We start from the raw sequence: 24932 nt of genomic DNA, 5'->3' as shown, positions 1-24932 counted from the left end.
AGGCATGGATTACCAAGGCATGATCATACGGCCGCCGAGCGAGGCCGGTTCCATCCTGTTGCAGGTTACTCTGGGCTGTTCCCATGGGAAATGCGCCTTTTGCGGCGCGTACCTGGCCAAGCGGTTCGCCATCAAGCCGCGCGAGACCGTGTTGGCGGACATCCGCTACGCCGCCCGGCATTGCCGGGACCAGCGGCGGGTTTTTTTGTGCGACGGGGACGCCATGATCCTGCCCCAACCCCGATTGACGGAGATCCTCTCGCTCATCCGCGAGCACCTGCCGTGGGTGACGAGGGTGGGCGTCTACGCCAACGCCAAGAGCCTGAAGCGCAAGAGCGACGCGGAACTGGCCGAATTGCGCGCGTTGGGGCTGGGCATCGTCTACATGGGGCTGGAGTCCGGCGACGACGAGATCCTCCGGGCCATGGGCAAGAACGGCGACGCCGCGTTCATGGTCGAGCAAGGCCGCCGGGCCAAGGCGGCGGGGTTCAAGCTCAACGTCACGGTCATCAACGGCCTGGGCGGGGTGGAGCGGTCCATGGCGCATGCCGAGGCCACGGCCCGCGCCCTGACCCGCATGGACCCGGACCAGGTGGGGGCGCTCAGTCTCATGCTTGTCCCCGGCACTCCCCTGCACGAACGGTTCGAGCGCGGCGAGTTCGTCCTGCCCGACGCGCCCGGCATTCTTCGGGAATTGCGCGGGATGCTCGCCGGGGTGGAACTGACGCGCGGCCTGTTTCTGGCCAACCACGCCTCCAACTACCTGCCGCTCAAGGTCCGTCTGCCCTCGGGCAAACAGGCGGCCCTGGACAGCATCGACCGGGCCCTGGCGGGCATGACTCCACTCAAGGCCGAGTCCGCCCGGCGGCTCTGATATTCCCGACGATCAGCGGATGAAGGTTCCATCCTTGACGATGTGCAGGGGGTCTTTCAGTGCGTCCGGCGAGGGCGCGCCTCGCACCGCCAGCAGGTCGGCGGCCATGCCTGGCGCGATGCGGCCCCGGTTTGCGAACCCGCACGCCTCGGCCGCTCCGGCCGTGGCCGCTTCAAGCACGGCGAGCCGGTCCAGTCCGGCCTCGGCCAGCAGGCGCATCTCGCGCACTGGCATGCCCGCATCCGTGCGCCGGTAGGGGAAGTCGTTGCCCAGGGCAACCTTGCCGCCCAGGGCATGGAAAAGGCGCACCGGCTCGAACAGGGCCGGGCCGTTCCACGGGGTTCGGGTGAACACGTCCAGGGTCGGGGTCATGATGATGCCGTCGCGGGCCATGCGCTCAAGCAGGGCCCGGTAGCGGGGCACGGGCAGGCCGTCCGGGCCGAGCACGGGCCGGACGGTGCCGTGTTCGCGCAGACGGTGGGGCACATGCTCCACCGTGGATACCCCGGCGTCCAGGGCTGGCTTGAGCCCGGAAACATCCTCCACATGGCAGCGCACGCCCAGGCCGAGCCGTCGGGCGGTGTCGCAGACGGCCGCCGCCGTGGCCGAGTCGAACAGGGGCCATGGCCGGGGCAGGACGCCCGGCTCGAAGGCTATCTTGATACGCGTGACGCCCAGGTCGGCCAGGCGGCGTACCGCTTCGGCTCCTTCTCTCGGTGAGCCGACGGCCAGGGCGTGCTCCGGGCTATGTACGGGCAGGGGATAGCCGCCGGGCGGGCAGAGCATGGGCCCGCAGGCAGAAGCCGTGGCGGTCGCGCCGGGAGGCGAATCCAGGAGCGCAGGCAGGGCCGCAAGGGGCGAGGCCGCATCGCCGATGGAGGTCACGCCCGCGAGCAGCCAGCGTTCGCGCCGCGCTTGGGCGCTGTGCAGGGTGTGGCAGTGGGCGTTGATCACGCCCGGCAGGATGGCCGCGTTCACCGGGGCGATAACGGGCCGGTCGGTCACGGCGCGTGCCGGGACCACGGCTTCGATGCGCCCGTCGCGGACGAGCACGGCGTGGCCGGGCAGGGGGGCACCGCGGCCGGGGTACACGACGCCAGCCAAGGCGAAGACGCCGCCGGGCGGAGCCGGGACGGACGATGCGGCGGCCGTGCCCGGAGCGAACAGGCCGGTTCCGGCCAGGAGGGTCAGGAACGCGCGCCGGGTGAGGGCCATGGGGCCGGGGCTATTCCGAGCCCGGCTTGGAGGAGAAGAAGGCGTCGGCCCAGGTGAAGGCGTGCTGGTAGCTGACGGCCACGGTGCCGGGCAGCAGGTTCAGGGCCGCGGCGCGTTGGCCCACCTCGTCCCAGTCCGAGGCCTCGATGGCCTTGGCCAGGTCGAGCCACGGAGTGTAGCGGGTTTTCTTGCCGCACAAGGTGGTCTTGACCTCGTCGTCCACGGGCAGGTGGTTGGTGATTTCCTTCATGTCCGTATCGAGCATGGCGTCCAGCAGGGAGAAGAGGCCGACGATGAACAGGGTGTCCGAGTCTTCCTCGTAGCCGCTGCCCAGGGCGGCGGTCTCGAAAAGCTTGGCCCGGTGGGCCGAGATGTAGGCCAGTTCCAGGGTCTTTTCGGACGGGGCCAGGTCGGTCAGGATGATCAGCCTGAGCCAGTTGCGGATGGGCTTCCACCCGGTCAGGACCACGGCCTGTTTGATGGATGTCACCTTGGTGGCGAAGCTGAAGTTGGCGGAGTTGAGGAAGTTGAGCAGGCGGTAGCTGATGGCCACGTCCGCCTCGATGGCCGGGGCCAGGGCATCGAAGTTGGGTTCGTCTTTTTCGATGATCTCGAAGAGCTTGAGCCGAGTGGCCTTGGCCGAGCTGATCTTGCGCCCGGATTCGATCTCGGGCCGCTTGAAGAAGAAGCCGTGGAAGAATTGGAACCCCGCGTTCCGGGCCTTGTCCAGTTCCTCGGCGTTCTCCACCCTCTTGGCGATCATGCGCGGCACGCCGAATTTCTTGCCCCGGGTGACGATGGCTTCCAATTCGGCCTGGTCCTTGCCGGTCACGTCGATGAACAGGGTGTCGGCCAATTCGGCCAGCCGCTCGCAGCCGGGCCGGCCCTCGAAGTTGTTGATGGCCAGTTCATAGCCGTCGAGCAGCAGGTCGCTCAAGGCCACTATCAGAGCCTCGTCCGGCGTTTCAAGTTCTTCGAGGATGATGACCGTGTTGTCCCAGGGGATGGCGTGGGGAATGCCCCTGATCACGGCCTCGGGCGTGAAGTGGATCAGAAACCGCGTCTTGCCCCCTTTCGGGGTGTCGCAAAGAGGCAGGTTGGCCACCAGGCTCATGGTCGCTTCGGAATTGTCGGTGAACACGGCGTGGTCGGCGTCCGCGCTGTCCCGGAAAAGCATCATGTAGCCCCAGGTGTTATTCTGGGTATCGAATATGGGCTGTCTGGCCACGAAGACGGATTCGTAGGTTTTCTCGTCGGTCATCACTGTCCCCTTTGGCAGGCAATCGAGTGGGTCATGTCGGCCCACATGAAACCGGCACGGTGCCAACGATAGTTTTTGGGCCACCATTCGTCAACAACTCCACATAAAAAGCGACCGTTAATCCGATCTTCGGCGATGGGAATTCCGCTTTCCTTCCAGGCCTGGTCTGTATTATGTGAACCCACGTAACGGATAGACCGCAACCGCCAGGAGCGAGGTGAAACAATGCACATCGGCAAAGCCATTCGTCTGGAGAGAATTTTCGACCGCAATACCAAGCGGACCATCATCGTGCCCATGGATCACGGCGTGACCGTGGGACCCATCGCGGGCCTGGAGAAGATGCGCGACACGGTCACCAGCCTGGTTGCCGGCGGGGCCAACGCGGGACTGGTGCACAAGGGCCAGGTCAAGCTCGGGCACCGCATGCAGGGCCGTGATTTCGGCTGTATTGTGCACCTGTCGGGGGGCACCTGCCTGTCGCCGTTTCCCAACGTCAAGCGACTGGTGACCACCGTGGAGGAGGCCATCCGGCTGGGGGCGGACGCGGTCAGCGTGCACGTCAATCTGGGCGACGAGACCGAGGGGCAGATGCTCATGGACCTGGGGCGCGTGGCCGCCTCGGCCTCGGAGTGGGGCATGCCTCTGCTGGCCATGATCTACGCGCGCGGCCCCAAGGTCCCGGACGAGTACGACCCGAACGTCGTGGCCCACTGCGCCCGCGTGGGCGCGGAACTCGGGGCGGACGTGGTCAAGGTCAACTATCCCGGCAGCGCCGAGAGCTTCGCCCGGGTGGTCGAGTGCGCGGGCGTGCCGGTGGTCATCGCCGGCGGAGCCAAGATGGACTCCACCCGCGACTTCCTGGACATGGTCCGCACCTCCCTGGATGCGGGCGGTTCCGGCCTGTCCGTGGGCCGCAACGTCTTCCAGCATCACAACCCCACCCGGCTGGTGGAGGTGCTCAATCGGATCGTCCACGAGGACGCCCCGGTGGACGAGGCCGTCAAAGGCTACGAAGACATCCTTTAGTTCCGCTTTTCGGCGGGCAACGGCAGGTAAAGCCCCTGACGCGAACGGCGTCAGGGGCTTTGTCGTTCCGGGAGAGGGCCGCCTGGCGGTCCCCTTCGTTCAGGCCCGTCCGCGTCCGCCCCATCCCGCCCGTTCGCGTCGCGGTCCATGTCGCCATGCCCGTTCGGCGGCCCCAGGGCCTCGGACATGACGAAGCCCGCCCTGCGAAGTTCAGCGGCCGTGGGCAACCCCACTTTCTGTTCGCTTCTGATGATGACGGCAAGCCGCATGGTTATCCCCCCTGTCCCCTTCGCCGGGAGAGTTCGGCGAAGTTGTTGATCGATAATTATAGAAAGAACGATGCACGGTATGGTTCGGACAGTAAAATGTCCAGTAAAAACTGACAAATTTTGCATCTAATGTCCTATTTTACTTTGAAAAATTAGTTAAATAGAATTTAAGGTTTTACTTTAGAAAGTATTTTATAGTGCGCTGTGGGTGGTGTTGTATTGATGATGCAGACGTATGAAATGCAGTAGTATTTTGTACAACGCAAAAGGCCGCGTCATGCATAGTCTGTGTATGCATGACGCGGCCTTTTGTAGTGCCATGTTGGATAGCTAGTTATTCTGACTCCCGAACACGTAAAGCGGGAGCCGCGCCCGGGTGTCCCATCCGTCGTCGGTCTTCAGGGCCACGGCCAAGATGTGCCGCCCCTCGCCCTCCACTCTGATGCCGGGCAGTTGGAAGTTCAGCTTGTGCAGCATGGTCCCGGTGGGAGCGACTTCCTGCATGCCCAGGGTGATCGGCTCGCCCTGGGGCGGAATCAGGCTCAGGGAGATGGTGAACGGTTCGTTCTCCGCTCCGTCCAGGTCCCACATGCTGGCGAAGAAGATGGGCGGCAGGGTGGCCGGGAACTCCGGGACCACGGCGTGTTCGATGGTCCGGATGAACGAGGTCGAACTCGAATCCTTGTCGATGAGCAGATCCGAGCAGATGAGTGAGTAAATCAGTTCGGGCATTGTGCCTCCGTGTCAGTTCAGGTGAAGGGCGCCGCCCAGGGACCGGCGCAGGTCCTCGGGCAGGGAGTGCGCCAGATCCGGGTCGATGCCGGTCAGGAGCAGGGCCGCGGCCGCGCGTTGGCCCTCGGTGCCGGTGGCCAGGGCGGCGCGCAAGGCCGGTTCGGCCTGGCGGCCCATGCGGGCCAGGGTGTACAGGGCCATCTGCGCCATGGGCGTGCCGGGCCGGGCCAGGAGCCGGACCAGGGTGGGGGCCGCCGCCGCGCCAAGGCGCGAAAACGGCTGGTTGGCCCCAGCGCTTCCGAGCAGGGTCATTTGTCGAAATACCAGGGCCGGGTCCGGGCCGATGAGGTCCAGTGTTTCGGCCAGAACGTGGACCAGGCGCATGTCGTCGGTTTCGAGCGCCCGGATCAGGGCCGGGACGGCGGGCCGGGCGTTCTGCCCCATGGATTCGAGAATCAGGGCGGCCTTGGCCTGCACCGGCGGGTCGTCGCGTCGCAACGTCTCGGCCAGGGCCGGCACCGCGTCCGGCCCCATGCGGCTCAGGGCGAGGGCGGCGGCCACGCGCACATTGTTTTTCGGGCTGGCCAGCAGCCGGGCCACATCGGGCGCGGCCAGTCCGCCCAGGCGGGCCAGGGTTCTGGCGGCCAGGAAACGCACCGCAGGGTCCGGGTCGCCCAGGGCCTCGAGCAGGCCGTCCAGGGCCAGGGCAGGCGAGGGTTGCAGGGCCAGGCCGAGGACCGCGCCGCGCCGGACTTCGGCGGACGTGTCACTCAAGGCCTTGAGCAGACCGGGCAGGGCCGCCTGGCCGACCTGGCGCAGGGCGGACAGTCCCACGGCTCGTTGGCCCGCATCGGCGCTGCCGAGTTGGGCGGCCACGGACCGGGCGTCGGGATCCGAGGCCCGGACGGGGCCGGGAACCAGGGTTGCGGCCAGGGTGAACAGCAGAACCGGCAGAAGCCGTCGGACGAGGAAAGGGTGTCGAAGGTCCAACATCGGGTCTCCTTGTGTCGAAAAATGACTATTTCCGGGTCATGTCGCTCCAGGCCCAGACCACGTTGCCGCCGATGGCCCCGGTGATGTCGCCGCCGAAGTCCCGGCCGAGTCGGAAGGTGGCGGGCGGGTATTCGCGGCTGTCGTCCGAGTAGTAGATCAGCTCCACGTCGCCGTCCAGCGGCCGGGTGCCGACCCGCCGGATGCATGCGGCGCCGTCCTTGCCCGGTTCGCGGACGAGCATGATCCGGCCCGCCGCGTTGGGCTCCCGGTCGTCACGGTCCACCAGGACGATGTCCCCCGGGTGCAGGGTCGGCGCCATGGACCGCTCTCCGGGCGGGATCTCCACGGCCACCAGGTTGGAGCGGAAACGGATGGACTCCTGGTGCCGCCAGACCAGGACCCAGCCTTCCACGTCCCGCTCGGGGACGAGTCCGGGCGAGGCGGCCACGGCCGGGTCCGCCAAGGGCACGGCCAGGTAGTCGTCGGCTCGGGGTTCGGGTGCGCCCGGCCCGGCCCGGCCCTTGTCCGGGGCCCGGAAGCAGATTTCGCGGGCCGTGTCCGATGGTTCGTCGCAGAAGGTCAGGGTTACCCCCACACGGTCCAGAATGTGTCCTAGCGAGTCACTGTTCAGGCCGCGTTCCCGCTTGAGAAATCGGTTGAGTTGCGATGGATCGACGCCGAGTTCGTCCGCCATCCGCTTGTTGTTGGGGTACCGCTTGCCCGGTCCGATCCGGTCGAGGAGCGCCTGGCGCACATTGTCGGTGAATCCCATGTATTCCCCTTTCCTGTGTAATGGTTGTGCACCCTTATACATGAAAATTGGCAAATGTCTAAAGAGAAATACCGAAATTGGTTGACTAGCAAATAGACAACTGACTATACAAGATTTAGCAGTTTGGTCATAAAGCAAAAAATGGAGTAACAGATGAAGAAAATTGATGTTGTTCGACTGGAAAAAAGTGACGCCGGAACCTTTGGCGTGCTTCGCCTGGACGGCCGGGTCCAGTGCGTCACCCTGGAGCCGCCCGAACGCGGCAACCGGGTGGGCGTGTCCTGCATCCCGGCCGGGACGTACACTTGCCGCCGGGTTGATTCGCCGACTTTCGGTCCGACCTTCGAAGTCGCCGACGTCCCGGGACGTACGGCCATCCTGTTTCATCAGGGCAACGTGGCCCGGGACACCCATGGCTGTATCCTGCTCGGCAGCCGGTTCGGCCGCCTGGGGCCGGAACGCGGCGTACTCGATTCGCGCACGGCATTCCGGGAGTTTCTGGATCATTGCGGCGGGGAGCAATCCTTTTTGTTCGAGATAGCGGAATAGGGCGCGGGGGGGAGCATGTCGGAAATCTGTCTGAAAGGGGCGAAGGAGATCTGCGAGGCCGTGGGCGAGAACCCGCGCAACATCACGGAGTTGGTCAGGGACAAGGGGTTGCCTGCCTGGAAGCGGGACGACAAGGGGTCCTGGCGCGCCCTGCCCGAGGATCTGCACAGGTGGATCCGCGAGCAGCGCGACCGGCACATCAGCAACTACGTGTTCAGGGAACGGGGGGACGGAGGCGCGGATTGACCCGGTTCGCGCCCGGACGCGGGCGGTGGGGGGAACGCGGCGGGCGCGGTGCGCATGACCGGCAGGCGCAGGGAACTGCCCCCGTTCACCCCCTGGGCGCACGGGTCGCCGTCGCATGGCGGCACGGACAGGCGCAGGCCACCCCTCTCCGCAGAGAGATAGAGGCGTTCGGCCTGGGCTAGCCCGTTCTCCAGGCGGTCGAGACGCACGAGCAGCGGGTCCGGGGTGTATGCCGCGTAGGTATGGACCGGGAGCGCCCGGCGCGGCGTGGAAGCCTTCCGCACCGGGGCGGTGACCCTGTCGCGGGCCGGGACTACGGGCGCATGCCGTCCGGCTGCGGCGGGCCGTCGTGTGGCGCGGGGTGCCGGTGCGGGCGTGGAAGCCACTTGGGCCACCAGTGCCGGGGGGTGCGCGTTCATCGCCTTCTGGGGGGCCACCGTGCGCCGCAGAGCCCCGGCGAAGGCGGCCGGATCGGGCTCTTTCACATCCTTCCGGAGCCAGTCGAACTTGGCCAGAAAGACCTCGTCCGGGGTACGCCCACGGGCTCCGTATTCATAGGAGTATTCGGCCACTGTATAGGCCGCCCCGGCCAATTGCGCTGCGGGCGGTCCCACGGCGCCGAGCACGCCCAGGGCCGCGTTGACGGCCAGGCAGCCTGGCAGGATCGTGGCCGCCGCCAGGATCAGGAGATTGCGGAATTTCGCGTCGTACATGCGACGGGCGATGCATGGCCCGTTCCCGTCCGGGGCAAGGCATGGGAAATCAGGTTGTTGCGCGGCCCGCTTTCTCCGCCGAACCGGGCCACGTCAAAAAACGGTCAGGGCAGGGTGTTGATGGAACGGACCGAGTGCAGGAGCACGCCGTCGGGCCGGGCCAGATGGCGGAGGTCTTGTCCCGGCTCCAGGGTGGTGATCACGGTCCGGCCGAGAACCGCCCGTCCTTCGATTCCGCCACGCCGTGTTTTGAGGCCCCAGGCCGTGTGCAGGACCACGGGCTCGCCGCGTCGCGAACCGATGTAGAGCATGATGTGTCCCGGCTTGCGCACCAGGGTCAGGAACGGCACACCCTCTTCGAGGAGAAGCGCCTTCTTGGCCGCGTCGTCCCGTCCGTCCAGAGGCTCCACCCATCCGATACGGGCCTGTTGGCTCGAATTGCGCGGCAGGAAGATGCCGAACGCGGCCATCAGGTCCATGGTCGTGGCCGAGCAGTCCCGGTCTCCGTACAGGCCGCCCCATCCATAGGGTTCGCCGAGCATGCGGTCGGCCAGCCGGGCGAAATTGTCCGGTGTGGGCGCAAGCGGCGCGGGCTCGGCGTCCCCGGGCGCGATGCGGGCGAGTTTGATCACCGCCCGACCCCGGTCGTCCCGGGCCGGGACCAGGACCGTCAGCCCGTCGCCCCGGGGCTCTTTGCCCATGGGCAGCAGGGTGCCGATGGTCCCCATGCAGCGGAATACGCCGTCCCGGTCCACCAGGGGGACCCCGTCCCGGACCACGGCGGCGTATGCGCCGGTCCGGAACCGTTGAGCGAATCCGTCGTCCACCCAGGCGATGTCCGAGGCCCGCACCCAGCCGAAGGCGAAGCGCGATTCGACCAATATCCAGGCGCGGTCCGCGCTTTCATGGGTGGCCAGCAACGGCGTTCCGGCCAGGACCAGGGAATTCTGCACATAGTCGAAGGGGAAGCCTTCGCCCGCCTGCCGGGGATCGTAAAAGGCGGGCTTGTCCGTGGGCAGGACCCGCATGGCCGTGTTGCTCACGGCCACCGCCCGCTGGTTCAGGCTCGGATATTCGTTCACCCGCGAAGCCCGGGCCAGGCCCTCCAGCCAGGCCGGATCGCGCGCGAGCGTGTTTTCTCCGTAGAGCGCCCGGTTCGCCAGGCGGTCCAGAGCCCGGAAGACCTTTTCCGCCGGGTATTCGGGCCGGGGCCGATCCCATGGGTCGAAGTGGCGCGTGAGGAAGTCCGACCAGGCCGCCGCCTGGATCGCCGGGCTCATGAGCTGCGCGTCCCCGGGCAGCCCGTGATACGCGCCGGCGTCCTGGGCCAGCGGCAGGGCCACGGTTTCCGCCCGCCGCACCGCGCACCCCGCTCCCAAAAGGAGCAGGGCGGCGAGCAGCGTCGCCAGGAACGGCGGGAAGAGGCCAGGGCGGCGCATGGCGTTAATCCTTCTTCAGGTATTTTTGGCCCATGTCGAATCCCCGGCCGATCCTTTCGCCCACGGTGTGGTAGGCGCGCGTGCCGGGGGAAAAGATCAGCGGCAGGATTTTTTCCGGGTCCGGGTACTTGCCGTCCGCCAGCTTGTCCTCGTCGCACTTCACATCCTTGATCTCGCCCACGAACATGACGTGCGCGTTCAGGTCCACGGTCTCCTTCAACTCGCACTCGATGACCAGGGGAAATTCCTCGATGTACGGCGCGTCCACGAACTCGCCCTTGACCGGGGTCAGGCCGGTGACCGCGAACTTGTCCACCTTGCCGCCCGAGACCATGCCCAGGAAGTCCGCCTCGGCCGCCACCGCCACCGAACTCACGGACACGGTGAACGCCTTATGCTTCATGATGCCCGCATAGGTGTGGCGCGACGGGCGCACGGATACGGTCAGGCAGGCCGGGTCCGAGCCGCAGATGCCGCCCCAGGCCGCGATCATGGCGTCGGGCTTGCCGTTTTCGTCGTAGGACCCCACGGCCCAGACGGGGGTGGGCTGGGCCAGGGTATTGGGACCAAGGGATTTCTTCATGCCGGGAACTCCTTATGATGCGTTGCGGCCGCCGCTGACGGCGGGCCGGGGTAAATGGCGATGGTCAGGGCCGGAACCCGGGCAGGCCGGGGTCCGTGCGCTCCACGATGCGCCTTGCCAGGGCCGCGCACAGGCCGCAGGCCCGGCAGGCCTTGTCGCAGGCCGTGACCTGCTCGAAAAAATCGGCGGGAAGGCCGTGGTTGGGGATGTGCACCCGCTCGGCCAGGTCGCCCATGGCGTCCATCAGGTCCAGGAGGTTGCCCGCGTACTGCTCCTCCACGTAGGCCGCCACCGCGCGCAGGAGAAAATCCGCGCCCCGGTTGCGCCCGCAGAGTTTGAGCCCGTGGGCGAGCCCCTCATAGCGGCCCGCGTCTTCGGGCCGGATGAACGGCGAGGCGAGCATGTGCCCCGGCTCCTCCAGCATGCGCCGCACGCAGCCCAGGTCCCGGTTCAGGGCGAAGGTCCGGTCTCCGCACAACCCTTCCACCACCAGGGCCACGTGGGCGTCGTGCGCGGGCTTGTACGGGCATTGGTGCAGGCAGCCCTCGTTGGCCAGGAGAAACAGGCGGATGTCCACATGCCGGGAGCGCAGCCCGTGGGCCAGCGCGGCCAGCCCCTCGGGATCGCGGTTCAGGGCCCGATCCGCCACCAGCCGCGACGGCGGGCGAAACGCCGTCTCCGCGATCAGATCCAGCAGGGCGAAGACCCGGGCGGGCGTGTCCGGCATGGCGTTGACGCTCGGCACCGCCTCCAGCCGTTCGCACACCTCGGGCCGGGCGTCGGACAACGCCTGGAGATAATATCCGTCCGCGAAAACCACTCCGGTCAGCCCGGCCTCGTCGGCCAGCCGTTCCAGAAGATCGGCGGTCCGGTGCAGGCCCGCCTGGTCGAAATACCGCTCCGGCCGGTGCATCCGTCCATTCATGAGCAGGAACCGGTCCACGCCCGGCAGCCGGTTCAACCCCCGGATGACCGTTTCGACGTCCGCCGTTGCATCCGGTATCGCGCCAGCCGCGCCGAGCCGTTGGCGGGCGTTGGGCACGCGCGGGTCGTGCAACGAGAAATGGACCGAGGCGAGCCGGTCGGACCGCTCGCGCAGGAAGGTGACGTAATCGTCGCGGGGCAAAAAGGGCACATCCAGCAACATGCTTTCTTCTCACCCCTGGGCGCGTCCGCGTCAAGGGGCCTGTGGCGGCGATGCGAATCGGCCGGTATGGGCCCCGGCGGTCCGCCCATGCCGCCGCTCCGGCGAAACCGTGAAGAGGGGCCTTAAGGAATCGGGAAAACGGCCGAAAAGAAGGGACGATGATTGGAGCGAGGAGCGGACAATGGGCAATGTGGTAGCCTTGGATGAATTCCGGCGGACACTGGACCGGCGCGGGGAGCGCAGGGCCGTTCCGCCGCGCCCGGAGATCCGGGGCGCGGATATATGGGGCCGGGATTACAGGCAAGTGGAGGCGGTGGTGTTCGGGCTGCTGAAGGTCCGGGAGATCGCGGCCTACCACGCCTCGTTGCGCGTGGTCGGGTATGCGGACGGGTTCGGGGAAGCGTTCGACACCCTGTGCCTGGACGCCCTGGACGCGGCCTATCATGTGGCGGACCGGGGTTCGGCGCGCCTTAAGGCGGCGATCAAACCGCTCAAGGAGTGGCTCTTGGACGTCATGACCGAGGACAACAAGCGCGACATCGCCTGGGCTCTGGTCTTGGTCGACCTCATCGAGAAGTCCCCGAAGGCGTGATGTCGATAGGTTATCGTCCGCCTTTTCTGTTTTATATTCAATAAAATAGATGCTTCCATTTGTTGGGCGGTTTTTCGCTCGCCAACCCGGCTCCGGTCCGTGCGCCGTGGCGTCGATCGGCGGGAAACCGCACGGCGGCCTTTGTTCGGCGCGTTCGCGCCCGGCTGCCGTTTACCAGCCGAATTGCACCCTTCCCCGATTAGCTGTTGCCTGGACCGGGCCGGACCGTATGGTGCAGGCATGGGAGAAGCCGCAACGGGCCGGGGCGGCCCACACATTTTGCTGTCGGCGGGGTGTCTGTTTCACCTGCCGCTCAAGCTCGTGGCGCGCATGGGCCGGGAGGCCGGATTTGCGGGCATGGAGCTGATCATGAACTCGCCCGGGCTCACGCCCGATGCCGGGCTGGGCGCGGTTCACGACATCCTGCCCATCCGCAGCCTGCACGCACCGTTTCGTGACTGGGCGGCCTGGGGCGGGCATCTCAATGCCTGGAAGGCGACCACGGCCCTGGCCAACTCCCTGCCCGAGGCGGATCACATCGTCATGCATCCGCCCGGTTCGCGGTTGTCCAACATGATCCAGAACCGCTGGTTCGAAAAGGCCGTGGACCTGCCGCTGCTCCTGGACGCCAAGGGCCGCATCCGTTTCTCGCTGGAGAACATGCCCTGGGCCGAAGGGTCGCCCTTCGGCCGTGACCCGTTGGACAAGCTCATGGCCCAATGCCGCGACAGGAACGTGGGCCTGACCTTCGATGTCTGTCATATGGGCGTGTCGGGACGCGACGTGCTCCAGGCCATTGACAGGGTGCCGTCCGACCTGCTCTGCAACGTCCATTTCTCCGACGCCGTGGGGTATACCGAACACCTCGCTCCGGGCCGGGGCGCGTTGCCGCTGGACGCCTTTCTTGAGCGCCTTGGCAAACGGGGCTACGCCGGATACATTACCCTTGAACTGGAGCCCGGCGCCTTCCCCGACGATGCGGAGGGTACCGTGGAAATGCTGACAAGGCTGCGCCGCGGCATGCAGGCGCGGCTTGCAACCGGCCGGAGTGAATGATCATGCCCCAATCCTATCTTGACGCGGTCCGGCGGCCCGGCCAGACCGTGAATCGCCTTTTCGCCTTCCTCGGCATCGTCGTCGACGCCGTCGAACCGGATCGGGCCGTGCTCCGTCTGCCCTTCCGTCCGGAACTGACCCAGGGCGCGGGCATGGTCGCGGGCGGCGTGCTGGCCACCCTGCTCGACGAGGCCATGGCCCACGCCGTGCTCGGCGGCAACCGGCCCGGCCAGAGGACCACCACCGTGGACCTGTCCGTCAGCTATCTGCGCGCCGCCAAACCCGGCGGGGACCTGGTCTGCGAGGCCCGCGTGGTCAAGCGCGGCGGGCGCGTCCTGTTCGTCGAGGCCGCCGCTTCGTCCGACGGCCGCGAGGTGGCCCGGGCCACGGCCTCGTTCCTGCTCCTGGCCTGATCCATCCCCCCTTGCCCCGAGCGGTTTCATGCTTATTTTTCTTCCGTACGACATTTACGGAGGAATACCATGACCACCGACAACCGACTCATCGTCTGTCCCCACTGCGGGGCCGTCAACCGCATTCACCCCGGCCGCGAGGCCGAAGCCGCCTGTGGCAAATGCCACGCCAAGGTCTTTGAAGACCACCCGCTTGAACTCGTGGGCTCGACCTTCGACCGGCACATAGCCAAATCCGAAGTCCCCATCCTTGTGGATTTCTATTCGCCCACCTGCGGCCCTTGCCTCATGATGGGCCCCCAGTTCGCCGACGCCGCCAAAACCCTCTTCCCCCGGGTCCGCCTGGCCAAGATCGATACCTCGGCCGAACAGGCGGTCGCCGCCCGTTACGGTATCCGCGCCGTGCCCACTCTCATTCTGTTCCGCGACGGCCGGGAAATCGCCCGCCAGTCCGGAGCCATGAACGCCCGGGACATCGAGGCCTGGACGCGGCAGCACGTATAGGCGTCCCGGCAATGTCCGCCAATCGCCTCCGGCTGGGCTCCTTTTCGAAGGACCCACCGGAGGCGTTTTTCGTCAATGGGCCGTCGCGCCCGCTAGTCCACGTCCAGGCTGGCCGTCTGGAAGACGTGGTTTTCGGCGAAGCCGTAGAGCCGGGCGAAGCGGAAGAGGTTGGGGTCGAACCGGCCGTTGCCGTCGGCCCGGACGCCCAGGATTCTGGACAGGCCCAACCGGCGGGCCTCGCCTTTGAGCCATTCCAGGTCTCGGGCCAGGACCCGGCGCGTGGCCGGGCCCCAGCGGGTCATGGTGATGTGCAGTTCGAGGTAGTCGGGTCGCGCGGCGATGGCGCAGACCCCGTAGCGGCCGAGGCCGTCGGCGAGTTCGAGCCAGCGGTAGGGGCCGTTTTCCGGGAAGTTGGCCAGAAGGGCTGGGCGCGAGGGCGTCTCAGTCACGGGCATGGTTGCCTCCGAACGGGTTGTAGTTGTTGGCGGTCCGGGCCGGCCGGGGCCCGGCCTCGGGCTCGCGGAAGCCCACGGCGAAGTAGCGGAAACCGTCTGCCGCGTGGCTGGTCCAGTCGTGCATGGGCCGGGACGAGAAGTCGGCGGTCCGTTCGTTGAAGGCGCGCCGGTAGTGGCGCAGGGCCTCGATGCCGGGGCCGCAGCGGGCCTCGTCGAACCAGCAACGCGGCAGGATGGTGCGTACGGCGTTGATGCCGTCCTGTATGGGGATGTTGGCGGCGATGTCGAAGCGGATGCCCAGGGAGCGGGCCGTTTCCAGGCGCGACTTGCCGGTGCCGAGTTCGCGCACGCGGATGTCATGTGGCGCTATATGGTTGCCGTATTTGTAGTCTTTTTCATCCAGGACCTTGGCGTAGTGGTCGAGGCCCTCGCCGCTGGCCTCGTAATAGTCGATGACCGCGAAGGTGCCGCCGGGCTTGGCCTGGACGAACCAGATGGACGTGGAGTCGGACATCCCCAGGTCCCAGGCGGTATGCACGGGCATGGACGGGTCGTGGGGCACGGCGGTCACGCGGCCTTCGCGGTCGGCGTCGGCCAGGAGCTGGCCGAAGTAGGCCCCGCGGATGGCGGCGGTGAACGAACATTCGAACTCCTGCTCGTATTCCTCGGGCGACATTTCGCGGGCGCTGGCGGCGAGTTCGTCGACCGGGATGATTCCGGTCTCGGAGGCGCGGTACATGGCGGCCAGCCAATCCGGGTCGAGCCTGGCCTTTTCCCATATCTCATAGAGGGCGTTCTTGCCGCGCGGGGTGCCGATGAACATGGCCCAGCCCTTGCGGTCGGACAGGGCGGGCCGGATGACCTCGGTCCAGACGCGCAGGGGCATTTGGGCCACCTCGTCGAAGACCACGCCGTCGAGGTACATGCCGCGCAGGGAATCGGGGTTGTTGGCCCCGAACAGGCGGATGCGCGCGCCGTTGTCGAAGTCGGCGCGCAGTTCGGTCTCGTTGAATTTGACGGTGCAGCCGTCCAGACCCTGGCCGCAGTAGCGTTTGAGCTCGTCCCAGACCACGGTCTTGGCCTGGCGGTAGAGCGGGGCGATATAGGCCCCGCGCCAGTCGTCGCGACGTGTTTTCCGGGCCGCGCGGATGAGCCGGTTCACGGAGAGCACGGTTTTGCCGAAACGGCGGTGGCAGACCAGGACGGAGAAACGTCCGAGTTCCGCTTCGATCCGCGCCTGATGTTCCCGGGGGACGTACAGGTTAATGGACATGGTTTCCTCGCTTATGTTGACGGGCGGCCGGGGCCGAGGGTATTTGACGGCTATGCGAAGTTGCGCCCTGATTGTGTTTTTTTGTCTGCTTCTGGTCGCGCCGGGTTGCGTGAAGGAGGAAGGCCCGCCGCCGTCGCCGCTTTCCTCCGCGGAACTGGCGGCGCAACGTCGTGAGGCCCAGGCTGCCGAGGCGCTGGCCGAGGCCTTGCAGCTTCGGCATGATGACGAGTTCCTGGACGAGGACGCGGCGCTCGACTACCTGAACCAGGCGTTGGAGCTGGACCCGGATTTGGCCAATGCGCGGTACTACCGGGCGACCATCCTGTATTCCAAAGGGCGCATGGCCGAGGCCCTGGCCGATGTGAATCGGGCCATCGAACTCAAGCCGGACCGCGCCCAGTCGCATTATTCGCGTGGCGTCATCCTTGAACAGCTCGGGCGGTACCGCGAAGCGGCGCGGGATTTTTCCGAGGTGATCCGGAGCGATCCGTCCGTCGCCGAGGCGTTCGTGCGGCGCGGGCTGTGCTACATGCAACTGCACCGCGAGGACGAGGCCATCGACGACTTCGGCAAGGCCCTGGCCATCAATCCCGCCAACCTGGAGGCCAACTACAATCGCGGCATGGTCTATCTGGCCCGGCGGCAATACGAGGCCGCCCTGAGCGACCTGTCCCAGGCGTACATCCTGGATTCGGACAACGTCCGGTTGCTCTCCGCGCGCGGGGAGGCCCTGATTCGGCTCGGCCGGTACGAGCGGGCCGTCCGGGATTACCGGCGGGCCGTCAGGCTCGCCCCGGGCCGGAGCGTCCTGTATGGACTGCTGGCCGAGGCCCTGGCGGGCGCCGGGGAGACGGAACAGGCCATCGAGGCCGCGGAGAAGGCTCTTTCCTTGGCCCGAGCGCAGGGAGACGACGCCCTGGCTTCCCGGTACAGGGACCAACTCGGACGGTACCGGGACAAAACGCTTCCCTAGGTTCATCGCAGGGCCTCGAAAATGAGGCGCCCGCCCAAGGCGGCTGTGCCCGCCAGGCTGCCCCAGACGAGGCGCTCCAGGAAACGGATTTTTTCTCGATTCCCGGCGCACTGCCGGGTGTCGTTGATTTCCCGGATGGCCTCCTGGATGGCCTTGACCCGTTCGTCGATGCGGACCAGAAGGTCCTGGAGGTCCTGTCGTTCCATGGCCGTCATTTGCGGCCTCCCAGGGCGTCCTTGAGACCGCGCACCGCGCCGGGCAGGTAATCGCCGATTTTCTTGACCCCGAGCACGGCGGCCACGATCCAGAAGGTGATCTGCAGGAACCAGTCGGGCAGGGCCTCCCAGGCCCGGATGACCTTGGCCGCCCCTTCGGGGTCCGCCCCGGACCAGATGAAGAAGCCGATCCAGGCGAAGAAGAGCACGTCGTCCTTCCAGCCCGCGTTTTCAAGCTGCTTCATCTCCCAGTCGTGGTTGAATTCCTGGTCGGAATGGGCCAGCCGGATGCGGTTCTCCATGACCGCCTTCTTCAGATCCCGTTTGCCCTTGAAGTGGTCCGTGACTCCTTCCACCACCGTGGTCAGCAGCCCGGCCACGGCCGTGATAATCGGTACCATGTCGTTCTCCAAATCCTAGAGGGTTGCGCGAGTCACCCCGGTCCGGGACGAGCATAGCCCCTGTTTTCGGGAAATCCCGTTTCGGGGAGAGAATGACAGGGAAAAACGGCTAAATGGCATGAAAAAACAACTTGACGGGTTTCGCGCCGCTACAGTCGCCGGGCGGGCGCGGCCCGGTGCGCGAAAAAGCCGCTGTAGGGCTAGCCAAATGGCGTGGGAATCGTTAAGAATGATTCGGAATATTGACTGCATCCGGCCGTGCGAGGCCGGTTAACCCAAGGAGGGAACTCTATGCTGGTAGCCAACTGGATGACCACAAACGTCATCACCATCACCCCGGAACACTCCATGATGAAGGCCTCCAAGCTCATGAAGGACAAGGGCATCAGCCGTCTTCCCGTCGTGGACGCAAGCGGTCGGATCGTGGGCATTGTCTCGGACCGCGACGTCAAGGACGCCTCCCCGTCCAAGGCCACCACGTTGGACGTGCACGAGTTGTACTACCTTCTCTCCGAGATCAAGATCGCGGACATCATGACCAAGAAGGTGGTTACCATCCGCGACACCGAGACCGTGGAAAAGGCCGCAGTGCTCATGCTCGAGGGCAATTTCGGCGGCCTGCCGGTGGTCAACGAGGAAGACCACGTGGTGGGCATCATCACCGATACCGACATTTTCAAGGTCCTGGTGGAAATTTCCGGCATCTACGAGGGCGGTGCCCAGTTCTGCCTGCGCCTGTCCACGGCTCCGGGCAGCCTGCGCCCGGTGCTGGCCTTCCTCAAGGAACACGGTGCGCGGATCATGTCCATCATGACCCACAACGTGCCCGAGTCCGAAGGCTTCAAGAACGTTTACGTCCGCATCCGCGACATGGAGAAGCCCGAGTTCAAGCGCCTCAAGCAAGACCTGGCCGAACAGTTCGAGGTGGTCTATTGGGCCGTGGATTCGGTCCACAGCGTCATCTAGGCGGTGGCCGGACGCGGTCCGCTGAAGAGCCTGTTTTTCAATAACGGTACGATAAGTTCTTGATTTCTACTAGATCGTAATATAGTCATATCTTACCGACGATCTCTGCCTTTTCAAGACCAGGAGGCCGCCCCGCAATGGGGCGGCCTCCTGCCGTCTGGCGCACGGGATGTCCGCTCCCGGCCTAGGCGTTGCCGACCACGATGTCGCCGCCCATGCGTTCGGGGGCGTCGAAGTTGAGGAAGGTGCGCGAGGAATTGTCGAACACGTAAGTCGGGTCCTGGTCGGTGACGAACTGGACCCGACTCGCGTCGATGTTGTTGATCTCCGAGCTGCTGCGGTCCACATTTTCGAAGTTGTTCACCTGGGTGAGGGTGGTGGAGTTATCCGCCTCCACGGTTCGTGATTCCGGAAAGGCCATGGTCACGGTGCGGTTCTCTTCGAGCACGGTGTCGTTGTCGTTGACGAACGTGGTTCGGGAATTGTCCTGGTCCGTGAAGTTGTAGGCCGTGGTCTGCTCCTCGCGGCGGGAGTTGTCGATTTCGTTCACATGGGTGTCGGCGTAGGTCAGGGAGGAGTGCAGCTCGGTGACCACCTCGGTCCGGGAATTGTCCGCCTCGTTCCGCTCCACGATGTGATTTTCAGTGGTGTCCCGGCTCGCGTCCACGTTGCGAATCTCGGTGTTCTCGGTGGACAGGGTGGTCTCGCGGTGTTCCTCGTTGGTGAAGCTGCGTGAGTTGTCCTGTTCGTTGACCACGTTGGTCTCGGTGTGAAAGTTGTTGTCGCGGTTGAAGTTCTGGGTGATGTCCTGGGTGTTTTCGGTGGTTCGGTTCGTGGACAGGTCCAGGTTGCGGGTGGTGGAATTGTCGAATTCGTTTTGATTCACGTAGCGGTCGCTGCGCTCTATGGCCGTGTGCATGGACAGGTCCAAGGTCTGATCCACGGTCCGGTCGTAGTTTGCCTCGCGATTTTGCTCGATGTCCTGGGTTTGGTCGATGTGCATGGAATATTCGGAGCGCATGTCGATGGGCGTGCCCCGGCCCATGTCCTGGGCGAAGTCGACCTTGGGCAGGGAAAAGGGTTCGGCGTAGCCGTCGGCCGTCGGCACCCACGGGGCCATGGGCACGGTGGGCGGGATGTAGGGCGTGGAGGCTCGCGAGTGCTGGAAGACGTCGTTGGGCCAGTGCTGGGTATGGCCGAAGAACATGCCGTGCGGGCTGGTCATGCGGTGGGCCATGATGGTCCCGCCCGGGGAGATGGGCACGAACCCGGTCAGGATGGGCATGGAGAAGCCTATCTTGGGCGCGATGTTCACGCTGCCCGCCGGGGAAATGGGCTGTACGCCCAGGCCCGGCGCGATGGCCACGTTGCCCGCGGCCATGCCCGCAGGAGACCCGGGGCGATCGACGGGGCCGCCACCTCCGGCGCTGATGGTGCTGCCTCCGGTGGCCGGGGCTGTGGCCGATCTACCGCTCTCGGTGGAGATGGGTACGTTGGCTCCGCCCGAGACCGGGCCGCCGCCCGTGGCCGGGGAAATGGCGTTGCCGCTGCCGGTCTGGCCCGCGCTGCCGCCCGTGGACCGGGCGATGTTCGGCTGGCCCGGTTCGGTGGAGATGGGCACGCTGGCCCCACCCGAGACCTGGCCGCCGCTGGTGGTGCTCGGACTGGCGGCACTGCCGCCGCCGGTCAATCCGATGCCGCCCGAACCGGTGACGCTGCCCACGGTCCCGCCGCCGATGTGCGCGGAGGACGTGCCCGGGGTCAGGCCGCCGCTGGAGGCCGCAAGCGCAAAGGCCCCTCCGCCTGTGGACGCGGCGTAGGGGATTCGGGCCACGGACGTGTCGATGGGTACGTGCGCGGGCGTGGTGTCGATGGGCACATGGCCGGGCTCGCCGATGGAGACTTGCCCGGGCGCAGCCGCCTGGAACGAGCCAGCCGGGCCTGCCGTGATCTGGCCCGGAGGGCCCGCCACGATAAAGTCGGTAACTCCCATGGACATGGGATGTTTCTCCCCGCCGAGCCGACCTTCCATGGTCCGCAATCGCCCGCAGAGGGGCCTTCCGGCGTATATTTACAATATACGACGGGGAAAAAGGGCGTCAAGGGGGTTGTTTGCCGTTTCCGGGGAAGGGGGACTCGGCCAGGGGGGTTAAAGCAAGCGGGCGCGGCGAGGAGCCCCGTCGCGTCCGCTTGCGCTGTTCTGTCGGTCCGGTCAGAAGGTCTCGGCGGTATTGCCGAAGCCGTTGGCGCGGGTACCGCCGCCGTCGGCCGTGCCGGAGACCTTGAGCTTGGACTGCTGGGCCTGGAGCAATTGGTTGCGCAACTCCATGAGCTGTTTTTGCTTATCTTGAAGCTCCATCTGCTTGCGCTCGTCAGGCACCTCTTCGTCTTTCTCCAGCGCCTTGATTTCCTTTTCCAACTTCCGGATGCGCTGCCTCAGGGAGTCGATAGTCTGATCCAGGTCCGAATCCTGGTCGGATTCCCCGGATTCGCCGGGCTTTTCCATGGCGATCAGGGCGCGCCCCTCCTCGGAGATGGTCACGGTGTCGCCCTGGTCCGGGAGGCGGGCCTCCATGGCGGTTTCGGCCTCGGTCTTGTCCGTGGCTGCGGGCTTGACGGTCAGTGCGTCCACGAAAGCTCCCGCCTGCTGCATCAATGATTCGATAGCCATATTCCGCACTCCTTTGTTGCTGGTATGGGCATCCCCTCATCCGATTTACCGGACAATTTATAGAACGCTCTATGCCTGTTGGCAAACCGATAGCCCGGCCCGCAATGGGCCGGTCGTATCGAGACTGCGTGTTCGCCCTCGGCGCGGGCTTCTCTGATCAGAAAGTTTTGGCCGTGTTGCCGAATTGCTTGGCCGGGGTGCCGCCGCTCACGGTGCTGCCGAGGGCATTCATTTTTTTCTCCAAAGCTTCGGACAGCTGGTCGTTCAAATCCATGAGCATGACCTGCTTGTCCTGGATCATGGTTTGCTTCAGCTTTTCGGGCAGGTCCGAGTTTTCCAATTCCTTGATCTCTTCCTTGATGCGCTTGATCTGCTCCTTGAGCATGCGGATGATCCGGTCGACCTCGCTCTCTTCCTCGCTTTCATCGGGCTGCTCGGCGGCGATGCTCACCTTGGAATCCTTGGACTTTTCAGAGTCGCCGGATTCTTCGGCCGCAGCCAAGGCGCGACCTTCCTCAGAGATGGCCACGAGGTCTCCCTGCTCGGGGACGCGGGCTTCCATGGCGGTTTTGGCCTCGGTCTTGTCCGTGCTTGCGGGCTTGATGGTCAGCGTATCTACGAATGCTCCGGTCTGTTGCATCAACGATTCGATAGCCATGGTTTACACTTCCTTGCTGCGTGTAACATCCCCTCATGGGCCTTATCGAACGCTTCATGGAAAACTTTATGGTTGTATATTTATCTTTATATGGACGGCGTCGGAAAGACCCGCCCAGCCTGGGGGACCAGGGACCCGGCGCGTCCATTCTGCGGTTGCCTCATGGCGGCAAAAGGCGCTATCCTTTGCCTAAATCGCTTCCGTCACGACATCTCAAGGAGCCACATGAGCCTCACCAACCTCGAATATCTCTTCAAGCCCACCTCCGTTGCGGTCATCGGGGCCACCAATGATCCCCGGAATGCGGGCAACATCGTCATGCGCAATATCATGGCCGGGGGGTTCCTGGGGCCGGTCATGCCGGTTTCGTCCCAAGCCGAGGCCATAGCCGGGGTGCTGACCTATCCCTCGGTCAAGCATCTGCCCAAGACCCCGGACCTGGCCGTGGTCTGTTCGCCCTTGGACGAGGTCCCGGAGGTCATTCATTCCCTGAGGGAGCGGGGCACCCATGCGGCCGTGATCATGGGCGCGGGCTTCGCCTCCATGTCCTACGAAGAAAGCCAGGACATCAAATCCACCATTCTGTCCATCGCTCGGCCGCCGGAGATCCGCATCCTCGGGCCCAAGTCCCTGGGATTCATGGTCCCGTCGCTGAACCTGAACGCCTCCCTGGCCCACGCCCGGGTGGAGCCGGGCAAGGTGGCCTTCATCTCGCAGTCGGATTCACTCTTCGCCACGGTCCTGGACTGGGCCATCGACAAGGGCGTGGGCTTTTCGCATATGGTCGCGCTGGGCAGCCGCATCGACGTGACCTTCGCCGACATCCTCGACTACCTCGGCTCGGACCCGCTGACCCGGTCCATCATGCTTTACGTGGAATCCATCAAGGATGCCCGCGAGTTCATGTCCGCGGCCCGGGCCGCCTCGCGCAACAAGCCGGTCCTGGTCATCCGGCCGGGCCAGGCCCTGGACACCGTGCTCGGCGACCTCAAGCTGCGCGAGACCGGCGACGGCCGCCATTCCGACGAGATATACGATGTGGCCTTCCGCCGGGCGGGCATGCTCCGGGTTGCGGACATCGACGGCCTGTTCGACGCGGCCCAGACCCTGTCCACGCCCCGCCAGGTCTACGGCCGCAAGCTGACCATCCTGACCAACGGGACCAGCGCGGGCATCCTGGCCGCCGACCGGCTGCTGGTCGGCGGCGGCGAGATGGCCCCTCTGTCCGAGGAGACCATCAAGGGCATCGACAACGTGCTCGGCGCGGGCAACTGGTCTCGGGCCAATCCCGTGGACATCCCCTTCAATGCCGACGGCAAGGCCTATTCCGAAGTCCTCAAGCTGCTCATCAAGGATAAGAATTCCAACGGCATCCTGGCCATGCACGTGCCCTGGGCCGCCCAGCCGGACGTGGAGGTGGCCGAGGCCATCCGCGATTCCCTGAAGCGGGTCCGGCGCATGGTCCTGACCGCATGGCTCGGCTCGGGCAAGGCCGGGCAGGCCCGGGAGATCTTCCGCAACGCAGGCATCCCCACCTACGAGACCCCCACCCAGGCGGTACAGGCCTTCCTGTACATGGCCGAGTACCTGCACAACCAGGATATGCTCATCGAGACCCCGGACTCCCTGCCCACGGACTTCTTCCCGGATACGGCCCGGGCAAGGAAGATCGTGCGCAACGCCCTGGACAACGGGCGCAAGGCCCTGACCGAGCCCGAGGCCAAGGACATCCTGGCCGCCTACGGCATCCCCGTGGTCGAGACGCGCATCGCCGTGTCCGCCAAGGAGGCGGTCATAGCGGCCGACGCCCTGGGTTACCCCGTGGCCCTGAAGCTCCGGAGCCCGCAGGTTCCCCAGCCCTACGACGTGGGCGGCGTGCTCCTGGACCTGGAAACGCCCGAGCGCGTCTGGGAGGGCGCGGCCTCCATCCTGGCCCGTTGCACCCGGGAGCGGCCCGACGCCTACATCGAGGGCTTTACGGTTCAGAAGATGGGGCGCAGGCCCGGCGCGCACGAACTGTCCGTGTCCGCCCACCTGGACCGGACCTTCGGCCCGGTGCTGCTGTTCGGCCACGGCGGCATGGCCCGCGAGATGATCCAGGACCAGGCCCTGACCCTGCCGCCCCTGTCCATGTCCCTGGCCCGCGAACTGGTTTCGCGCACGCGCATCAGCACCTTGCTCAAGGGGACCCCGTCCCACGCTCCGGCGGACATCGACGATATCTGTCTGACGATCATTCAGATATCCCAGCTCATCGTGGACGTGCCCCAGATCACGGCCATCGACATCAACCCGCTCTATGCCGATTCCGAAGGCGTGCTCGCCCTGGACGCCAAGATCGACATCGCGCCCTTTGACGGCACGGGCGAGTCCCGGTTGGCCATCCGCCCCTATCCCCGCGAACTTGAGGAGTGCGTCACCCTGAAGTCCGGCCGCCAGGTCACCCTGCGGCCCATCCGACCCGAGGACGAGGAGACCCATCGCGTCTTTCTGGCCAGCCTCTCGGACGAGGATCTGCGGTTGCGGTTCTTCGGCGTGGTTCAGCGCGAGTTCGACCACAAGGACATCGCCCGTTTCACCCAGATCGACTACGACCGGGAGATGGCCTTCATCGCCACGGCCTTGGACGAGCGGGGCGAACCCGAGACGCTCGGGGTCATGCGCACCAACACCAAGCCCGACAACTCCGAGGCGGAATTCGCCATTGTGGTCCGTTCGGATCTCAAGGGCGAAGGGTTGGGGGCCATGCTCTTTTACAAGGGCATCCAGTACACCAGGGAGCGCGGCACCAGGCTGCTCACCGGCCAGACCATGCTCGAAAACAAGGCCATGCAGGGGTTGTCCCGGAAGTTCGGCTTCGAGATCGCGCCCGATCCGCATGACCCGGACCTGGTGGACATGACCCTGGACATGGAGAAGGCGGTCCTTTAGGC

Annotated in this window: 27 protein-coding genes; 11 read left to right on the top strand and 16 right to left on the bottom strand. The window is 65.8% G+C overall.

All coding sequences use genetic code 11. From position 1 onward, the window contains the following. The first annotated feature begins 4 nt into the window (after positions 1-4). The gene (locus J0909_RS11320; protein ID WP_207262936.1) at positions 5-874 is read left to right on the top strand and encodes a radical SAM protein; all 870 of its coding nucleotides are present in this window, start codon (positions 5-7) and stop codon (positions 872-874) included. A 12-nt stretch (positions 875-886) separates the two neighbouring features. On the opposite strand, the gene J0909_RS11315 is transcribed toward J0909_RS11320, so the two are convergent. Further along, on the bottom strand, positions 887-2089 hold the full coding sequence (locus tag J0909_RS11315) for an amidohydrolase family protein (protein WP_207262935.1): 1203 nt from the start codon (positions 2087-2089) through the stop codon (positions 887-889). A gap of 10 nt (positions 2090-2099) precedes the next feature. Next, positions 2100-3350, bottom strand: coding sequence for an EAL and HDOD domain-containing protein (locus J0909_RS11310; protein ID WP_207262934.1), 1251 nt, complete (start codon positions 3348-3350; stop codon positions 2100-2102). A gap of 225 nt (positions 3351-3575) precedes the next feature. Here J0909_RS11310 and J0909_RS11305 point away from each other — a divergent pair, with 225 nt between their 5' ends. After that, a complete protein-coding gene (locus tag J0909_RS11305; RefSeq protein WP_207262933.1) occupies positions 3576-4379 on the top strand; it encodes a 2-amino-3,7-dideoxy-D-threo-hept-6-ulosonate synthase in 804 nt (267 codons plus the stop codon). 599 nt (positions 4380-4978) lie between these two features. Here J0909_RS11305 and J0909_RS11300 read toward each other — a convergent pair. The 3 genes from J0909_RS11300 to J0909_RS11290 are packed head-to-tail and all read right to left on the bottom strand — an operon-like array spanning position 4979 to position 7145. Continuing rightward, positions 4979-5380 carry a hypothetical protein gene (locus J0909_RS11300; protein ID WP_207262932.1) on the bottom strand — a complete coding sequence of 134 codons (402 nt, stop codon included), beginning with the start codon at positions 5378-5380 and terminating at the stop codon, positions 4979-4981. Positions 5381-5392: 12 nt separating this feature from the next. Beyond that, the gene (locus J0909_RS11295) at positions 5393-6373 is read right to left on the bottom strand and encodes a HEAT repeat domain-containing protein (protein ID WP_207262931.1); all 981 of its coding nucleotides are present in this window, start codon (positions 6371-6373) and stop codon (positions 5393-5395) included. Between the two features lie 25 nt (positions 6374-6398). Next, entirely contained in the window at positions 6399-7145 is a 747-nt protein-coding gene (locus J0909_RS11290) for a S24 family peptidase (protein WP_207262929.1), read from the bottom strand. A gap of 153 nt (positions 7146-7298) precedes the next feature. Between J0909_RS11290 and J0909_RS11285 the strand changes: the two genes are divergently transcribed. Beyond that, positions 7299-7694 (top strand): DUF5675 family protein, encoded by a 396-nt coding sequence (locus tag J0909_RS11285; protein WP_207262927.1) that lies wholly within the window; start codon positions 7299-7301, stop codon positions 7692-7694. 15 nt (positions 7695-7709) lie between these two features. Beyond that, positions 7710-7940 carry a helix-turn-helix domain-containing protein gene (locus J0909_RS11280; RefSeq protein ID WP_207262925.1) on the top strand — a complete coding sequence of 77 codons (231 nt, stop codon included), beginning with the start codon at positions 7710-7712 and terminating at the stop codon, positions 7938-7940. On the opposite strand, the gene J0909_RS11275 is transcribed toward J0909_RS11280, so the two are convergent. From J0909_RS11275 to J0909_RS11260, 4 genes are all read right to left on the bottom strand, one after another. Then, complete coding sequence (locus tag J0909_RS11275) at positions 7901-8653, bottom strand: hypothetical protein (RefSeq protein WP_207262923.1); 753 nt, start codon at positions 8651-8653, stop codon at positions 7901-7903. The genes J0909_RS11280 and J0909_RS11275 overlap by 40 nt on opposite strands. Positions 8654-8757: 104 nt before the next feature. After that, entirely contained in the window at positions 8758-10092 is a 1335-nt protein-coding gene (locus J0909_RS11270; protein ID WP_207262921.1) for an SH3 domain-containing C40 family peptidase, read from the bottom strand. 4 nt (positions 10093-10096) lie between these two features. Continuing rightward, complete coding sequence (locus J0909_RS11265; RefSeq protein ID WP_207262919.1) at positions 10097-10675, bottom strand: flavin reductase family protein; 579 nt, start codon at positions 10673-10675, stop codon at positions 10097-10099. A 64-nt stretch (positions 10676-10739) separates the two neighbouring features. Then, the gene (locus J0909_RS11260; RefSeq protein WP_207262917.1) at positions 10740-11822 is read right to left on the bottom strand and encodes a hypothetical protein; all 1083 of its coding nucleotides are present in this window, start codon (positions 11820-11822) and stop codon (positions 10740-10742) included. A 181-nt stretch (positions 11823-12003) separates the two neighbouring features. On the opposite strand from J0909_RS11260, the gene J0909_RS11255 reads away from it, so the two are divergent. From J0909_RS11255 to J0909_RS11240, 4 genes are all read left to right on the top strand, one after another. Next, on the top strand, positions 12004-12414 hold the full coding sequence (locus tag J0909_RS11255; protein WP_207262915.1) for a hypothetical protein: 411 nt from the start codon (positions 12004-12006) through the stop codon (positions 12412-12414). 240 nt (positions 12415-12654) lie between these two features. Continuing rightward, a complete protein-coding gene (locus J0909_RS11250; RefSeq protein ID WP_207262913.1) occupies positions 12655-13470 on the top strand; it encodes a sugar phosphate isomerase/epimerase family protein in 816 nt (271 codons plus the stop codon). Positions 13471-13472: 2 nt separating this feature from the next. After that, positions 13473-13883: a PaaI family thioesterase gene (locus J0909_RS11245; protein WP_207262911.1), complete on the top strand. Its 411-nt coding sequence runs from the start codon at positions 13473-13475 to the stop codon at positions 13881-13883. A 69-nt stretch (positions 13884-13952) separates the two neighbouring features. Then, positions 13953-14387, top strand: a complete 435-nt coding sequence (locus tag J0909_RS11240; RefSeq protein ID WP_207262909.1) for a thioredoxin family protein — start codon at positions 13953-13955, stop codon at positions 14385-14387. Positions 14388-14479: 92 nt separating this feature from the next. On the opposite strand, the gene J0909_RS11235 is transcribed toward J0909_RS11240, so the two are convergent. After that, a complete protein-coding gene (locus J0909_RS11235) occupies positions 14480-14842 on the bottom strand; it encodes a hypothetical protein (protein ID WP_207262907.1) in 363 nt (120 codons plus the stop codon). Then, positions 14829-16115, bottom strand: coding sequence for a terminase large subunit domain-containing protein (locus J0909_RS11230; protein WP_207262905.1), 1287 nt, complete (start codon positions 16113-16115; stop codon positions 14829-14831). The genes J0909_RS11235 and J0909_RS11230 overlap by 14 nt, the downstream gene beginning before the upstream one ends. A gap of 52 nt (positions 16116-16167) precedes the next feature. Here J0909_RS11230 and J0909_RS11225 point away from each other — a divergent pair, with 52 nt between their 5' ends. Beyond that, positions 16168-17088: a tetratricopeptide repeat protein gene (locus tag J0909_RS11225; RefSeq protein WP_207262903.1), complete on the top strand. Its 921-nt coding sequence runs from the start codon at positions 16168-16170 to the stop codon at positions 17086-17088. 2 nt (positions 17089-17090) lie between these two features. Here J0909_RS11225 and J0909_RS11220 read toward each other — a convergent pair whose 3' ends face one another. Next, positions 17091-17303, bottom strand: coding sequence for a hypothetical protein (locus tag J0909_RS11220; RefSeq protein WP_207262901.1), 213 nt, complete (start codon positions 17301-17303; stop codon positions 17091-17093). Then, complete coding sequence (locus J0909_RS11215; protein ID WP_207262900.1) at positions 17300-17704, bottom strand: hypothetical protein; 405 nt, start codon at positions 17702-17704, stop codon at positions 17300-17302. Before J0909_RS11215 ends, J0909_RS11220 begins: the two co-directional genes overlap by 4 nt. A gap of 291 nt (positions 17705-17995) precedes the next feature. Here J0909_RS11215 and J0909_RS11210 point away from each other — a divergent pair, with 291 nt between their 5' ends. After that, complete coding sequence (locus J0909_RS11210; RefSeq protein ID WP_207262898.1) at positions 17996-18670, top strand: CBS and ACT domain-containing protein; 675 nt, start codon at positions 17996-17998, stop codon at positions 18668-18670. 184 nt (positions 18671-18854) lie between these two features. Here the strand turns inward: J0909_RS11210 and J0909_RS11205 are convergent, their stop codons facing one another. From J0909_RS11205 to J0909_RS11195, 3 genes are all read right to left on the bottom strand, one after another. Next, positions 18855-20669, bottom strand: a complete 1815-nt coding sequence (locus J0909_RS11205) for a hypothetical protein (protein WP_207262896.1) — start codon at positions 20667-20669, stop codon at positions 18855-18857. Between the two features lie 213 nt (positions 20670-20882). Further along, on the bottom strand, positions 20883-21341 hold the full coding sequence (locus J0909_RS11200) for a FlxA-like family protein (RefSeq protein ID WP_207262894.1): 459 nt from the start codon (positions 21339-21341) through the stop codon (positions 20883-20885). A 157-nt stretch (positions 21342-21498) separates the two neighbouring features. Beyond that, complete coding sequence (locus J0909_RS11195) at positions 21499-21999, bottom strand: hypothetical protein (protein ID WP_207262892.1); 501 nt, start codon at positions 21997-21999, stop codon at positions 21499-21501. 225 nt (positions 22000-22224) lie between these two features. Between J0909_RS11195 and J0909_RS11190 the strand changes: the two genes are divergently transcribed. Next, a complete protein-coding gene (locus tag J0909_RS11190) occupies positions 22225-24930 on the top strand; it encodes a bifunctional acetate--CoA ligase family protein/GNAT family N-acetyltransferase (protein WP_207262890.1) in 2706 nt (901 codons plus the stop codon). Positions 24931-24932: the final 2 nt, after the last annotated feature.

Source organism: Desulfovibrio sp. Huiquan2017, from assembly GCF_017351175.1.
In the GTDB taxonomy this organism is placed as follows: Bacteria; Desulfobacterota; Desulfovibrionia; order Desulfovibrionales; family Desulfovibrionaceae; genus Pseudodesulfovibrio.
This window is presented reverse-complemented; position numbering and strand designations above follow the sequence as displayed.